Source organism: Collinsella sp. AM15-2, from assembly GCF_003471985.1.
Taxonomy (GTDB): Bacteria; Actinomycetota; Coriobacteriia; order Coriobacteriales; family Coriobacteriaceae; genus Collinsella.
Map to the genome: position 1 here is coordinate 1 of NZ_QRKO01000010.1, position 14,914 is coordinate 14,914.

At 61.7% G+C, this 14,914-nt stretch carries 11 protein-coding genes; 7 read left to right on the forward strand and 4 right to left on the reverse strand.

The annotated features are described in order from the left end of the window. Window positions 1–160 precede the first annotated feature (160 nt). The 3 genes from DW171_RS05640 (at window position 161) to DW171_RS05650 (ending at window position 4,011) form a co-directional block, all read left to right on the forward strand. Window positions 161–2,140 carry an ATP-dependent DNA helicase RecQ gene (locus DW171_RS05640; RefSeq protein ID WP_118270684.1) on the forward strand — a complete coding sequence of 660 codons (1,980 nt, stop codon included), beginning with the start codon at window positions 161–163 and terminating at the stop codon, window positions 2,138–2,140. Window positions 2,141–2,142: 2 nt separating this feature from the next. Beyond that, window positions 2,143–2,898 (forward strand): GntR family transcriptional regulator, encoded by a 756-nt coding sequence (locus DW171_RS05645; RefSeq protein ID WP_118270685.1) that lies wholly within the window; start codon window positions 2,143–2,145, stop codon window positions 2,896–2,898. Window positions 2,899–3,042: 144 nt separating this feature from the next. Further along, window positions 3,043–4,011 (forward strand): SIS domain-containing protein, encoded by a 969-nt coding sequence (locus DW171_RS05650; RefSeq protein WP_118270686.1) that lies wholly within the window; start codon window positions 3,043–3,045, stop codon window positions 4,009–4,011. 133 nt (window positions 4,012–4,144) lie between these two features. On the opposite strand, the gene DW171_RS05655 is transcribed toward DW171_RS05650, so the two are convergent. Further along, window positions 4,145–5,122, reverse strand: a complete 978-nt coding sequence (locus tag DW171_RS05655) for an L-lactate dehydrogenase (RefSeq protein WP_118270687.1) — start codon at window positions 5,120–5,122, stop codon at window positions 4,145–4,147. 210 nt (window positions 5,123–5,332) lie between these two features. Here DW171_RS05655 and metA point away from each other — a divergent pair, with 210 nt between their 5' ends. Both metA and DW171_RS10070 read left to right on the forward strand, forming a co-directional pair. Then, complete coding sequence (gene metA, locus DW171_RS05660; protein WP_055250586.1) at window positions 5,333–6,259, forward strand: homoserine O-succinyltransferase; 927 nt, start codon at window positions 5,333–5,335, stop codon at window positions 6,257–6,259. Window positions 6,260–6,697: 438 nt separating this feature from the next. Continuing rightward, window positions 6,698–7,660, forward strand: a complete 963-nt coding sequence (locus DW171_RS10070) for a hypothetical protein (protein WP_147357344.1) — start codon at window positions 6,698–6,700, stop codon at window positions 7,658–7,660. A 218-nt stretch (window positions 7,661–7,878) separates the two neighbouring features. On the opposite strand, the gene DW171_RS05670 is transcribed toward DW171_RS10070, so the two are convergent. Together DW171_RS05670 and DW171_RS05675 are read right to left on the reverse strand one after the other, a co-directional pair. Continuing rightward, window positions 7,879–8,475, reverse strand: coding sequence for a 5-formyltetrahydrofolate cyclo-ligase (locus DW171_RS05670; RefSeq protein WP_055250581.1), 597 nt, complete (start codon window positions 8,473–8,475; stop codon window positions 7,879–7,881). A 123-nt stretch (window positions 8,476–8,598) separates the two neighbouring features. Further along, window positions 8,599–11,637 (reverse strand): insulinase family protein, encoded by a 3,039-nt coding sequence (locus DW171_RS05675; RefSeq protein ID WP_118270689.1) that lies wholly within the window; start codon window positions 11,635–11,637, stop codon window positions 8,599–8,601. Window positions 11,638–12,206: 569 nt separating this feature from the next. Between DW171_RS05675 and DW171_RS05680 the strand changes: the two genes are divergently transcribed. Continuing rightward, the gene (locus tag DW171_RS05680; protein ID WP_117645965.1) at window positions 12,207–13,673 is read left to right on the forward strand and encodes an ATP-binding protein; all 1,467 of its coding nucleotides are present in this window, start codon (window positions 12,207–12,209) and stop codon (window positions 13,671–13,673) included. Window positions 13,674–13,773: 100 nt separating this feature from the next. On the opposite strand, the gene DW171_RS05685 is transcribed toward DW171_RS05680, so the two are convergent. Beyond that, on the reverse strand, window positions 13,774–14,265 hold the full coding sequence (locus DW171_RS05685) for a hypothetical protein (protein ID WP_117648206.1): 492 nt from the start codon (window positions 14,263–14,265) through the stop codon (window positions 13,774–13,776). An 11-nt stretch (window positions 14,266–14,276) separates the two neighbouring features. Here DW171_RS05685 and DW171_RS05690 point away from each other — a divergent pair, with 11 nt between their 5' ends. Then, entirely contained in the window at window positions 14,277–14,846 is a 570-nt protein-coding gene (locus DW171_RS05690) for a hypothetical protein (RefSeq protein WP_117839824.1), read from the forward strand. The last annotated feature ends 68 nt before the right edge of the window (window positions 14,847–14,914 follow it).

Sequence of the window (14,914 nt, forward strand, 5' to 3'; positions counted from 1 at the left end):
CGGGCTGACAATTTCGACTGTAATGGACGTTCTTAAACGACTAGTCATTTAAGAACGTCCCCAATGACTGCCCTCAGAATGAGCGTGGCCGGCAACCGTGCGGCACCGGTCCGCATGGCGGCGTATAATCGGCGGCAGATGACTTGGACGTTAGGAAACCATGACCGATAGCATGCAGCAGATGGCGCTCGACACGCTCGGCGCCTATTTTGGCTACACCTCGTTTCGCCCGGGGCAGGACCGCATGGTCGATGCGATCCTTGCCGGTCGCGATGCGCTGGGCGTTATGCCCACAGGCGCCGGCAAGTCCATTTGCTACCAGGTGCCCGCGCTCATGCTGCCCGGCATTACCTTTGTGGTGAGCCCGCTGCTGTCGCTTATGGAGGACCAGACCCGTGCGTTGCTCGCGGCGGGCGCGCGACCCAGCTATCTCAACTCCAGCCTTACTCCGGCCCAGCAAAACACCGTGCTCAAGCGCGCACGCGAGGGCCGCTACCAGCTTATGTACGTGGCGCCCGAGCGCCTGCTCGAGCCGCGCTTTTTAGCCTTTGCGCAGGAGGCCGCGGCGGACGGCGGCATCGGCGTGCCGCTCGTGGCCATTGACGAGGCCCACTGCGTAAGCCAGTGGGGCCAGGATTTCCGCCCCGCCTACCTGCAGATTCGCGAGTTCATCGATTCCCTGCCGCAGCGCCCCATCGTGGCGGCCTTTACTGCTACAGCGACTGAGCGCGTGCGTGCGGACATTCAGCAGATGCTCGGCCTGCAAAACCCGGCGACGGTGGTGACGGGCTTCGATCGCAAGAACCTCTACTTTGGCTGCGAGGAGATGGGCGACAAGGCTAAGACCGCGTGGGTGCGCGACTATGTGATTGCGCATTCGAGCGAGAGCGGCATCGTGTATTGCTCGACCCGCAAGGCCGTCGATGCGCTGGCAGGAGAGCTTACCGAGGCTCTGGGCCCCAGCGGCATTCGCGTTGGTCGCTACCATGCCGGCATGGGCAACGACGCCCGCCGCCAAAGCCAGCGCGCCTTTATCGACGACGATATTCAGGTGATGGTTGCCACCAACGCCTTTGGCATGGGCATCGACAAGCCCAACGTGCGCTACGTGATTCACAACAACGTGCCCGAGAGCATCGAGGCCTACTACCAGGAGGCGGGCCGCGCCGGCCGCGATGGCGATCCGGCAAGCTGCCACCTGCTGTGGAACGGCAACGATTTCCGTATGCGCCGCTTTTTGATCGACCGCGGTGATGCTGCCGACGAGGCGCTCGACGACGAGCAGCGCGCGTGGGCGCTCCAGAACCGTTACCGCCTGCTCAGCCAGATGGAAGGCTACTGCAACACCACCGGCTGCCTGCGCGAATACATGCTGCGCTACTTTGGCGACGAGGCCGCGGCCGAGCATGCGACAGCCGCCGCGGGCGGCACCGCCACGGACGAAGCCGAGGGCTGCGGCAACTGCAGCAACTGCCTCACGCAGTTCGAGGTCGAGGACGTCACCGATATGGCCCGCGCTGCCGTGCGCTATGTGGCCACGCGACCCATGCGCTTTGGCAAGTCGCTCATTGCCGATGTGCTTCACGGCGGCAACACCGAGCGCATTCGCCAGATGCATCTGGACGAGGACCGCGGCTACGGTGAGCTGTCGAGCGAATCGGTCGGGCGCATCAAGGACATCATCGGCCAGCTGTGCGGCCGCGGTTATTTGGCCACCTCGCAGGGGCAATACCCGGTCGTGGGTCTGGGACCGCGTGCCGGCGAGGTCGAGGACGAGGCGTTTGCCTTTACCGTTAAGCGCCGCGCGTCCAAGCGCAAGGCCTCGGCACGCGCCCGCCGTGCGGTGGATCTGCTGCGCGAGGAGGCCGAGCTGGATCAGCGCCCGCGCGTTGGCGACGATGCCGAGCTGTTCGAGCGCCTGCGCGCCCTGCGCAAGGAAATCTCGACCGAGCTCGAGATGGCGCCGTACATGGTCTTTTCCGACAAGGCCCTGCGCGGCCTGTGCCGCCTGCGCCCGCAGACGCGCGACGAGCTTATCCAGGTCAACGGCATCGGCGAGAAAAAGGCCGACGCCTTTGGCGAGCAGTTTATGGCGGCGATTGAAGAGTTTGAGTCCGAGCATGCGCGGGATGGAGCGTAACGATGGCAACCGACGATAAAACCGACCGCGCTGGCGTATCCGCCGTGCCGCTGTACCAGCAGGTTATGGACGACCTAAAGGGCGAGATCGCGCGCGGCGTGTACGCGGCCGGCTCGCGTATTCCTTCCGAGATGGAGCTCGCGAAGTCCTACGGCGTGGGACGCATCACCGTGCGCCGCGCCATCGAGGAGCTGTCGCGTGCGGGGTATCTCAGCCGCCAGCAGGGGAGGGGTACCTTTGTGTGCGCTCCCAAGCTCAAGCGCAAGATTCGCCAGAAGGGTGACGTCCAGAGCTTTACCGAGGGTTGTGCTGCCAACGACATGGTGCCGGGTGCGCGTCTGGTGTCGCGCACGGTGGTCGCAGCGACGCACGAGGATGCGGCGTTTTTTGGGGTGGAACCCGGCTGTGAGCTTATCGTGGTCGAGCGCGTGCGCACGGCCGACGGCGTGCCCGTCATGCTCGAGAACAACGCCTTTGTGCTCGCCGACCATCCCTACCTGCAGACGCTTGCCGATAAAGACCTCGCCGATAACTCGATCTTTGCGCTCGTTGCAGAGCATTCGGGCCGCGCGCCGCTCAAGTCCGATCCCTGCACCGTGGAGATTGCGCTTGCCGATGCTCAGGCGGCCCCGCTGCTGGAGGTGCCGGTCGGCGAGCCGCTCTTTTATATGGAGGCGTACTTTACCGATGCGGACGAGCGGCCCCTACTGCTCGGTCGTCAAAAGATCGTTGGCTCGCGCTACGTGTTTGACATCTAACGTCCACAGATAGAACAACATAGAACAAGTTTGGCGAAATGACTTCACCCACGACAGCTTGCGTGCTATAAATAGGACAACATAGAACGACCGCAGGTACGAGCAGCCGTCACCAAAAGCCACCACACAAGGAGGAGCATCAGCATGAACGCACATGATCTGATTCAGGAAATTATCGAGCGCAACGGCAAGGTCGAGAATGTCTTTTGGATCGCCTGCGGCGGTTCGATGATCGACCTGATGCCGGCCAACGAGCTGCTCAAGCGCGAGGCGACCACGTTTACCTCGACGGTTTACACGGCGCGCGAGTTTTGCCTGATGGCCCCCAAGAGTCTTGGCGAGAAGTCACTCGTCATCGCCTGCAGCCACAGCGGCAATACGCAGGAGGTCGTCGACGGTTGCGAGATGGCGCTGGCAGCCGGCGCCGAGGTCGTTGCCCTCACCGACTGCGAGGGCTCAAAGATCGACAACGGCAAGTGGACCACCTGGGTCTACCCTTGGGGCGAGGGCGTGTCGCAGGCCGAGGTGCCGCAGGGCATCGGCGCTCTGATCGCCGCCGAACTGCTCCACCAGCAGGAGGGTTACGAGGCGCTTGCCGACATGTACGCCGGCCTTAAGCAGATGGATGCGCTGCTGCCCGCTGCCCGCGAGAAGGTCAACGCCGAGCTGGGCGATCGCTTTGCCGAGCTCTGCCAGCAGCACGAGTTCTTCTACATCCTGGGATCCGGCCCCAACTTTAGCCAGACCTACGCCATGGCCATCTGCTCGCTCATGGAGATGCAGTGGCAGCACTGCTGCTACATCCACTCCGGCGAGTACTTCCACGGCCCGTTCGAGGCTACCGAGCCCGGCGTGTTCTACTTTGTACAGCTCGGATCGGGCGAGTGCCGCCCCATGGAGGAGCGCGCGCTGGCGTTCCTCAACACGCACACCGATACGGTCATGGTGCTCGACGCACTCGAGTACGGCGTGGGCGACGTGCCTGCCAGCGTGCGTTCGTACCTGGAGCCGATCTTCTTCTACAACATGAGCTGCGAGCTGCGCGCCGCCCGCGGCAAGGTGTTCGACCACAGCCCCGAGGTTCGTCGCTACATGGGCATCGAGCAGTACTAGGTAACGGGAAAACCATTCACCTTCGATTCGCAAGGGCGCAGCGCGAGTCAAAAAAGCGGGCCGCGCCGGGGGTTTCCGGCGCGGCCCGCTTGGTATCGCGCTTAGATTCGCGAGGTGTCGCGGCAACCGACGCTTACTTTGCGTCGTACGCCTCGGCGTCCCACCAGTCGAGCTGGGAGATGTTGTCGCGGATGTGCCGGCAGCTCTTGTGGAAGCCCTCGAGCTCGTACTCGGACAGGTCGAGCGTGTAGACCTCCTCGACGCCCTCGGCACCGATCACGCACGGCAGGGAGGTAAAGATGCCCTCCTCGCCATACTGGCCGGTCATGAGCGTGGAGGCGGAAAGCACGGCGTGCTCGTTGTGCAGAACGGCAGCGCAGACGCGCGCGGCGGAGTTGGCGACGGCGTACTCGGTGCACTGCTTGCCCTGGTAGGTCACATAGCCGCCCTTACGCGCGAGCTCCTCGACCTCCATGTGGTCAAAGGCGTACTTGTCGGGGTTTTCGGCCTGAAGCTCGGTGAGACTCTTGCCGGCGATGGTTGCGGCCTTAAAGGCGGCAAGCTGGCTAAAGCCGTGCTCGCCGATCATGTAGGCGTCGATGGACTTGGGGCTCACGCCGACCTTCTTGGAGATCTCGGTGCGCAGGCGGGCGGAATCCAGACCGCAGCCCGAGCCGATGATCTTCTTGGGATCGTAGCCGGTCAGGTGCCACAGCTCGGTGCACACGACGTCGCAGGGGTTGGAGATGCTCACGAAGATGCCGTCAAAGCCGGCGTCGACGATGCGCTTGGCAAAGGTGCGGGCGGCGTCGGTGGTAAAGAACAGCTCGCCGTCGCGGTTGCTGGCGGCCAGCGCGACCTTGCCGGCGGCGTTGACGATGACGTCGCAGCAGGCCAGCTCCTCGTAGTGGTCGTAGCAGTTGACGATCTTGGTGTTGTACGGGACAAACGAAAGGGAGTCGCGCAGGTCCTGGACCTCGGACGTCACCTTGGCCTCGTTGATATCGCATAGGTACAGCTCATCGGCAATGCCCTGCATGAGCAGGCTGTTGGCGACATGTGCTCCTACGTGGCCCTGGCCGACCACCCCGATCTTACGCGTCTGGTACATATATGTATCCTTTCGGCCGAGTTTTTCGCGTCGAACCATTGTAGCGTCCTGTTGCCACTTTGCTAGGCTAAAGCGCCACAGATTTTGGGACATGCCGTAATCTCTACTTTTGGAGTGATTTGGGCCGCTGACGGCATCGCTGGGCGATGTGCTCGCGCGGATGGGGCCGGTCGTTGTACCATAGCTGCAACTGACTCGTAAGGAGCATCCATGCCCATTCGCATCCCCGACGCCCTCCCTGCCGCCGCGCAGCTCGAGAGCGAGAACATCTTTGTCATGACCGAGTACCGCGCGCTGCACCAGGACATCCGTCCGCTGCGCGTGCTCATCCTCAACCTCATGCCCACCAAGATCGCCACCGAGACGCAGATCATGCGCAAGCTCTCCAACACGCCGCTGCAGGTGGAGGTGGACCTGCTGCGCACCAAAACGCACGAGGCCACGCACGTGAGCGCCGGCCACCTGGAGACGTTCTACCGCACGTTCGACGACATCCGCGACATCCACTACGACGGCCTGATTATCACGGGCGCGCCCGTGGAGCAGATGCCGTTCGAGGAGGTCGACTACTGGCCCGAGCTCTGCCAGATCATGGATTGGTCCACCACGCACGTGCACTCTACGCTGCACATTTGTTGGGGCGCGCAGGCCGGTCTGTACCATCATTACGGTATCCAGAAGTACGATCTGCCGGCAAAGGCGAGCGGCGTGTTCGAGCATTATCTGGTGAAGCCGCAAAGCCCGCTGGTCCGCGGCTTTGACGACCGTTTCTATGCCGTGCATTCGCGCAACACCGATGTGCGCCGCGAGGACGTGGAGGCCGAGCCGCAGCTTGAGGTCGTGGCCGTGTCCGACGAGGTGGGCCTGTACATCGTCAAGTCGACCGACAGCCGTCGCTTCTTTGTCTTTGGCCATCCCGAGTACGATACCGACACGCTGCGTCTGGAGTACGAGCGCGACGTGAAGCGCGGCCTCAACCCTCAGGTGCCGGCGCATTACTTCCCGAACGACGACCCCACCGCCGAGCCGCGCAACGTCTGGCGCAGCCAGGCTCAGCTGCTCTACACCAACTGGCTCAACTACTACGTCTACCAGACCACGCCCTACGACCTGGCTCGCGCCGGCGAGGAGCACTAGGCCGCTGTCGTGGCTGTGGCTGCGGCGGTTACCGTGGCCGCTACGCGACGAGCGTGGATAATCGGACGCATGTTGAATGAGCGTGGATAATCTCCCACTTTTGGTCGAGGAACAGGCCCAAAGTGGGAGATTTTCCACGCTCGATTTTTCTGCGGCTGTCGTAGGCGGCAGCACCACGCGTCGAGTGTTTACGGACAGCATCGCAAACTAGGTGGTTTCGAGCCACAGCATATTTTCTTTTAAGGAAATCGACGGCTTTTGAGGCATAAAGATGTGGAGACAGGGACCTCTGGACAACCGCTCTACCTGCAGATATAGAGCATTGGCCTAAAACGTCCAAAACCGTCAAGCATTTGGTCAGCTGCTGGACAGCATTTGGTCAGACTTCGCATGAAACCGTCTGGTACGTTGGCGCCGTTCCAAGAGTTTGGAGGCGACATGGCAAACATGACGGCGAATCAAAGACTTGCAGGTCACATTAAGGCATGCGAACAGCAGATGAGCTGCGTGTACGCGCGAACTGCGGCGGAGGCAAAGCAGATTGAGCGACGGGTGGCGGCGGGAAGTCTAGAGGCGGTCATGCCAGGGCTGTATGCGCGTCCGGAATATTGGTCCGAACTCAAGTTTCGACAGCGTTATCTGCATCGGGTGCGGGCCCTTGCGCAAAAGCATCCCGACTGGACGTTTTGCTCCTATACGGCGGCTGTTATCTATGGCCTTTCGGTTTCGCATGCCGATTTGACGCACATCCATATCGCCGTGGCACCGGCACAATCAACGACGCCGGGCTCTCAGGTCGTTCGCCATCGTTATGTTCGTCAAACACGGGCCACCCAGATGGACATTGCCGTGACCGATATCGATCAAACGATTACGGATTGCCTGGTCGATGCATCGTTTGTCGAGGGACTGATCATTGCGGACTCGGCGCTTCATGAGCAGCTGTTGTCGAAGGAGCATCTCGTTGAGGCAGTCAACAAGCTTGGCTTAAGTCGTCGCGGTGTTGTGACGGCGCGCAGGGTTGCAAGGTATGCCGATGGCCTGTCGGAAAGCGGTGGCGAGTCCAAGGCGCGCGCCCTGATGATCGAGCGCGGCTGGCAGACGCCGGAGCTGCAAATTGAGCTGTTCGACCCGGTTGAGCCGGGACGGCCGTATCGCGTCGACTACTTGTGGCGCGTGGAAGATCGGCTGATCATCGGGGAATTTGACGGATTCGTTAAAAGCGAGAAGGCAGCGGAGGAGGGCAAGCTCGCAAAGGCGCAGTTTGATGAGCGCCAGCGCGAGTCGAGGCTTTCGCTGCTTGATAACTGCAGGATCGTGCGCTTGTGCTGGGATGATCTGAGGGATCCGGCAAAGCTCGATCGCAAGCTCAAAGTTGCCGGCGTGCCGCGTGCATGTTGAGGCGGTTGCGGGGCGTTAAGCTGCACGAGCGCGGATAATCGGACACACGAGCGCGGAAATCTGGACGCGCGTTGATTGAGCGTGGATTTTCAGACATACGAGCGTGGATTATCGGACGTTTGAATAATGAGCGTGGATAATCTCCCGTTTTTTGCCCCCGAACAGTCCCAAAGTGGGAGTTTTTCCACGCTTATCTTGCGGGTGCGATACAACGACATTTAGGCGCTGACGATGTTGGGCAGCGGCAGGTCGTGGACGTCGGTGGGGACGTGGTCGATGCGCTGTTCGTCAAAGGCGATGCCGACGATTTGACATGCGGGCGAGAGCATGGACAGGTAACGGTCGTAGCAGCCGCCGCCGTAGCCCAGGCGCGCGCCGGTTTGGTCGAAGGCCACGAGCGGCACAACAATCATGTCGAGTGCTTCGGCAGGCACGATGGGGAAGCGGTTGCTGCCGATGTCCGCGGCAGCGAAGGCTCGCGTGGGATGAGTGATAAACGGAGCCGCGGACGCATCGTCGGCGGCAACTGCCCGCATGCACATACGCTGGCCACAAGCTGCGGCTTCGGCTGCCGAGAGCATGCACGGATAGGCTGCGCGCCAGCCGCGCGCGGCGGCCGCAGCGGCAAACGCGGCAGGGTCTGCCTCGGAACCCATCGCGGCATAGACGGCAACGGTGCGCGGCGCCGCGGCATCCAAGCGGCCCAGCAGCTCAACCAGCCGTGCACAGATATCAGCAGACTTCGCTGCCCGCAAGTCCAAATCAAGAGCATCGCGCCGAGCAATCACCGCCCGCCGCAACTCAGCCTTATCCATTCCAGCCCCCTCTCCCAAACCTACCAAAAAGGGACAGGTTTATTTTGGCAGGTTTTATCTGGGCAAATGTCGAAACCACCACAAAGGTGCCTGTCCCCTTTGTGGTGGTTTTGCTTGCTGTGGCTAGCCCAGCAGGTCGACTACGTTGAAGTTGGCGTTGCTCTTGGCGATGACGTCGCGGCCGCCAAAGACGCAGGTGGGCGACTCGGCTGCGATGCGCGTCACGTCGGTGCCGAGCGAGCGCAGCTCACCGGGCGTGGCGGCGAGCATCTGGGCGCGACGCTCCTCGCGCGCATGCGGATCGAGCCCGGCCAGGTAGGTCGTGTTGCGGCGCTTGGTGAGCGCGTACGGCTTCACCGGCGCGTCCATGCCGCTCACGCAGCTCACGATAAAGCCCTCAAAGGCGGCTTCGTCGGGCTCAAAGCTGCCAAGCCATGCACCCGCGCGCTCCACGCGCTCAATCGAAGGATCGATCGCCGGGTCGCGGTAGGTGTAGAACGCCGCCTGACGCTCACCTGCCGCGCGGAATCCGCAGCCGTACGCCCCGCCCTTCACGCGGATCTCGTTCCACAGGTAGTCGTAGGAGAGCGCGTTGGCAGCCACGGCCCAAGTGCCTGTCACGTCAATGCCCAGGCGACGCGGGTCGCACGCGCTTGCCGCAAAGCAGATGTCGCTGGGGATCACGAAAGCCTCGTGGCGGTCGCACGGCGCCGGCACCACGAGCGCGTCGCGGCCGGCACCATCGCCCGCGCCAAGCCCCAGGTCGCCCGCGGCATCCCAGTACGCGTCAAAGTCCTCATCGCTGCCGGTAAAGCTCGCCAGGCAGCCGTCGGCCACAAAGATGCGGTCTGCCAGCTCGGCAAGCTTGGCGCGCAGATTGTCCAGTCGCTCGTCAAAGTGCTCGAGCAGATCGCGCAGGAACAGGTAGAAGTCCACGCCCGAAAGCTGCTCGCGCACCACGGCCGAAGGCGAGCTGTAGCTCATCGCGCGACCGAGCGCCGCCGAGTGACCGTTGTTGATAAAGCCCTGCTCAAGCCCAATGCGAATCTGCGTGAGCACGTCGCGCACGCGGTCGGCGTCGGCATCGAGCAAAAGCGTGCTCGACCACACCTCGCGCGGCAGGCTCGCCAGCGCGTCGATCTTCTCGGACAGGGCGCCGGCGCTCACCAGCAGGTAGGGGCGCACGCCGTCCACGTCGGGCTGCGTCATGACCTCGGTCGTAAAGCTCAAAAAGCCCAGCTTGCCGGCGAGCAAGTTGTCGAGTTCCTCGGCCGAGTGCTCGCTCGTGGGCAGCTGCTTGAGCAGGCGGCAGAGCAGCGTTACATAGGGCAGGTCCTCAAACGCGACGCAGCTCAGGTCGAAATACTGCATGGCGTAGGCCAGGCGGTTGGTGGGGATGCCGTGGCGCAGGCAGGGGATGGGCGCGGTCGTGTCTACGACCAGCGGCGGCTCGGGGCGCGCCTCGCCAATGTCGGACACGCGCAGGCGCGGCAGCGTGGCCTTGGCCTCGGGCGTGTCCTCCGCCTCCTGCGCGGCACGCAGCGCGGCCGTGCGCTCGACCACGTCGGCCAGCTCGGCATCGGTCATGGCGTCGCGTTTGGCTGCCAGCTCGGCGGCTCCGGCGCCCTCCGAACCCTCGGCGGCATCCACCGGTACCAGCTCGACCAGCGCCATGTGGTCGTTTTTCAGCACGAGCTCGCGCAGCAGGTCCTCAAAATAGCTGCCGTCCAGCTCGCCGCGCAGTTCCTCGTACACCGGACCGTACTTGAGCGCCAGCGTTGCAGCATCGTCATCGTAGAGCCAGGTGCTCAGCGCGTCGCACGCAATGGCCACGCCGTCAGCGATACCGTAGTCGCGCTGGCGCAGGTCGTATTCGTTGCTACTGATGATAGCTTCCAGGCGCTCGCGCGGAACGCCGTGCTCGCACAGGTCGCGGCAGGCGTCCTGGAACACGCGACGCAGCTCGCGCGCCACGCCGGGCTGCGCGTTTTGCAGCATGATGAGCTCGTAGGGCTGCAGGCTCTCGGCCGCGGTATAGCTCACCACGTTGCCGCCCAGGCCGGCGGCCAGAATGGCCTTCTTAACTGGCGCCTCGTTAGAACCCAGCAGCGCCTCAAACAGGATATCCGCCGCGATCGTACGCTTGCGGTCGAGCGCGCTGCCCAGCACAAGGCCCAGGCCCACCAAGGCGTTCTCGGGTGTGGTGGACATCTCGATGCGTTTGTACTCGCAGGTCACGGGTGCCTGCACGACCAGCGGATTGGGCGCCAGCATGGACGGGTCCTCGCCGGCGGCAACGGCTGCGTCCATGCGGCAGCTCGCGGCACTCGGCTGCGACAGATAGCGCTCGTCCAAAAAGGCCAACGCGCGGTCCACGTCCAGGTCGCCGTAGAGCGTGATGTAGGAGTTGGAAGGATTGTAGTGGCGCGCGTGCGTGTCCAGGAACTGCTCGTAGGTGAGCGTGGGAATCGCGCGCGGATCGCCGCCGCTCTCATGCGCATAGGCGGTGTCGGGATAGAGCGCGGCGTTGACGGCGTCGTCCAGCACGCTCATGGGGTCGGACAGCGCACCCTTCATCTCGTTGAACACCACGCCGTTATAGCGCAGCGTGCCCTCGTGCAGGCTCGCGGCGCTGCCATCGCCCTCGCCCTCGGCGCCCTCCGGCAGGTCCAACTCGTAGTGCCAGCCCTCCTGCTCAAAAATGGTGGGTTTGGTATAGATGGCCGGGTTGAACACCGCGTCCAGGTACACGTCCATCAGGTTGTACAGATCTTGCTCGTTGGTGGTGGCAACGGGGTAGATGGTCTTGTCGGGGTAGGTCATGGCGTTGAGGAACGTCTGCATGGAGCTCTTGATCAGGTCGACAAACGGCTCCTTGACGGGAAACTTAGCCGATCCGCACAGCACCGAGTGCTCAAGAATATGGAACACGCCGGTGGAGTCGGCCGGCGGCGTCTTAAAGCCAATGGCAAAGGCTTTGTTTTCGTCGTCGCACGCCAGGTACAGCAGGCGAGCGCCCGAGGCGGTGTGGCGCAGCACGTAGGCGTCCGAGTCGAGCTCGGGCACGGTCTCGCAACGCTCGACGGCAAAGCCGTGGCAGGTGGTGCCGGGTGCCAGCAGCGCGGCGGCTGCGGCGCGCGGGTCGGTTGAGGTGGTGGGCATATGCAGTCTCCTTTGACGCCCCAGCGGGGGCGAATCGAGTCGAATCCCCGAGAGTATACCCATATGGGGCCGCGGCTCTGCGACGAACTGAAGACGATGCCAGCGGATTGGACAAAGGCCCCGCGCGTTCACCGCACGAGCGTGGAAACTTGGACGCCTATCGAATGAGAGTGGATTTTCGGACGGAATCAGCCTCAAAACGCCCAAAAACCGTCCAAATATCCACCCTCATTTCCCGACCGTCCAAAATCCACGCTCATCCGCCGCCCGCACATCTCTCATATCTCATTCGTCTCTAATACGAGAGATAACAGAAAGATGAGAGATAAATATGAGAGATAACAATGCTGCAAAGAGACAGACAACCATGGTATTGTCTCAATATAGATTGTTTTACCAGCGAAAACATGTTTAAATGAAACAGATGACAGACATCTTATCTTTCATCTCTCACTCCTCTCTAATATGAGAGATAACAGAAAGATGAGAGATAATTACGAGAGATAACTGAGAGACGAAGGAAATCTATTCGCGGTATTCTTCGCAGAACCGAGCGAAAGGACGTGCAGATGAACGAAAACGAACTGACCGGTCTGCTCGAGTCTTTAAGGCGCATGGGCTCGGACGATCTTAACGTTGAGGTCAAGGAGAGCGCCACGACGCTTTCCCGCGACGTATGGGAAACGGTCAGCGCTTTCGCAAACACCGCCGGCGGCATCATCGTACTCGGAGTGAGCGAGCGCGCGGGTTTTGTCCCAGTTGCAAACTTTGAGACCGAGAAAGTGCTCAACCAATTCGTGGCGGGCATGGGCGATGCTGGCGGTCGCGGAAAGCTGGCCAATCCGCCCAAATACACCATTGAGCGCGTGGAGCTCCAGGGCACCGTGGTTCTAGTCATCGCGATTGAGGAGCTTGACCCGTCGAGCAAGCCTTGCTATGTCATGGAGCGGGGCGCTCAAGGTGGCAGCTACAAACGCATCGATGACAAAGATGTCCCGCTTTCGTCGACCGAGGTTTTGGCACTGTCGTCATATGAACGGACGAGTCCTAGCGATCGCGATGCGGTGCCCGGCACGAGTGTGGGCGATCTCGACGAGTCGCTGGTCGACCGCACGATAGAGCGTGCCTATTCGTTGACGCCTCGAGCGATGCGCGGTGCGGCGGACAAGAAGACAAAGATGGAGCGTCTGAATTTCCTCGACTTCCAGGGCAATGTTACCAAGGCCGGCCTCCTTGCCGCGGGCGTTTACCCTCAGCAGTTCTATCCCAAGCTCTTCATTGATGTGGCTGTCCACGTGGGAACTCAAAAGGGAGCTGCGGGGCCACTAAGGTTTATGGACCGCACAATCTGTGAGGGAACGTTGGGCGAGATGATCTCGGATGCTGTCGCGGCCGTCGCCAAGAATTTGCGGCGAACCTCGACCGTCCAAGGCGTCTCGCGTGTCGACTCGCTGGAGATTCCCGAGGAGGTTCTGCGCGAGGCAATCGCCAACGCCGTAATCCATCGAGAATACGGGGATCGGTTCTGTGGACAATCGATTGCCGTCGACGTCTTTGACGATCGTGTCGAGGTGACGAATCCTGGCGGCCTTTACGGGGGAAAGACTCGCGAGAACTTGTTTGACGGCAGCTCCCGATGCCGTAACGCGACGCTCGTGAAACTCATGTCGATTGTCCCGCTGCCGGATGGCGCAGGTTCGCCGGCTGAGGGCAATGGCTCGGGCATCCCGATGATGATCGATGCCATGCGCGCGCATGGTCTGGCCGAGCCCCTGTTCTGCCCGGGGTTCGATCGGTTCAAGGTCGTACTTTACCGTCCAAAGATCGAGCCGGTCGATCATGGCGGGGACTTGATTATGACGGCACTCAAGCGCTACGGCGAATTGGGGACGCGCGAACTGGCGGAGCGCACGGGACTCACGGTTTCCCAGGTTAGGGCACGCGTCAATGCGCTCATTGAGCAGGGTGAGCTTGAGCCGACGGCGCCGTCGACAAGCCGCAACCGCAAATATAGACTGTCAGAGCGCGTGGAATAAATGCGTTAGTGGACGAGGCGACCCAATAATCGACCCTCGATTGGCGCCCACTAAGGTAAAGCGGTTGTTGCCCAGTCGACGGTGATGCTAAAGACTCGGCTTACGCCGGCATGGCCCCGAACCCGTCCATCAAGAACAGCCTAAGAACCAGCTTGATGACATATCCCGGTTTGATTTCTGCCGTGCCAAAGACGCTGCGCTCGGCGAGCTCGCTGCAGTATGCGTAGATGTCGCGGATAAGGTCCGCGCCCGAAAGCGTAAACATGTAGCCTGCGTCCGAAAGCGCATTGGGCGCGGCGGGCAACTTGGCCATGTGGCAGAACGTTTGCAGGTCGGGCGCCATGGCGTTCTGGTAGTCAAGGTGGCTGCCGTCTTCTTGCGCGGCGAATTCCAGCTGGCGTACTCGATCAAGCGCCGCTGCCAGCACAAAGCTCGGTGTGGGAGCATTGACGTCCTCCGTGCTCGCCACAAGCCTGCCCGCCGCCTGCGTGACAAGCCAAGCGACCTCGCGCTGGCAACGCACGGCCTTGCGCGTAACCGGCTTGATGGACGAAGAAGAAACGCTCCCCTTAGGCGGATTCGAAGCAGCCATAAGACCCTCCCATGAACGACCCGGTCCAACAAGCCCGGATGAAACACGTGCTACATCAGTATACAGGGGAGTGGGGTAGCGGGGTACAAGCGCGCCAGCGGCAAACCGAGAGCATCAACAATGTGCCTCCGCTCTATTTGGACGATGGTACGTGGGTCATTAAGTACTCGGTTCAAGCGTCGGGTACCGTTGGTTTTCGAGACCAGAATTACAACCGTAAAATGCTCAACTGCATGGAATGTGACGTCCCAGTCGGAGTCATATTTGCAACCGAGGTGGGCTATAAGGTGCTCGGCCTTGCGTTTGTTGAGCGGTTCGAGCCCGAAAACGGATGGTTTGTTCTGCACGGTCCTGTTCATAAAGGCGGACCGGACCCTCGTTTTGCGCCCGACATGAGTTATCTGAAGCACATACCCGTCGATATTGAGTTTGCCGGACAGGGTGCGACCGACGATGAAATTTGGCTTTGGCGGTCTTTTACGATCGTGCTGTTTGATCGGATCGCGTGGCGATGCAATCTCGCACACGCCTGCCGGTGCATGCTCTTCCTGATTTGTATAGCGAGAGGGGAGCGAACGTGAGCTGGCGAGGCGATATTGCGATGGGGAAGTACGGAAAACTGCCGTGCGCCCTTATAGACAACAAATTG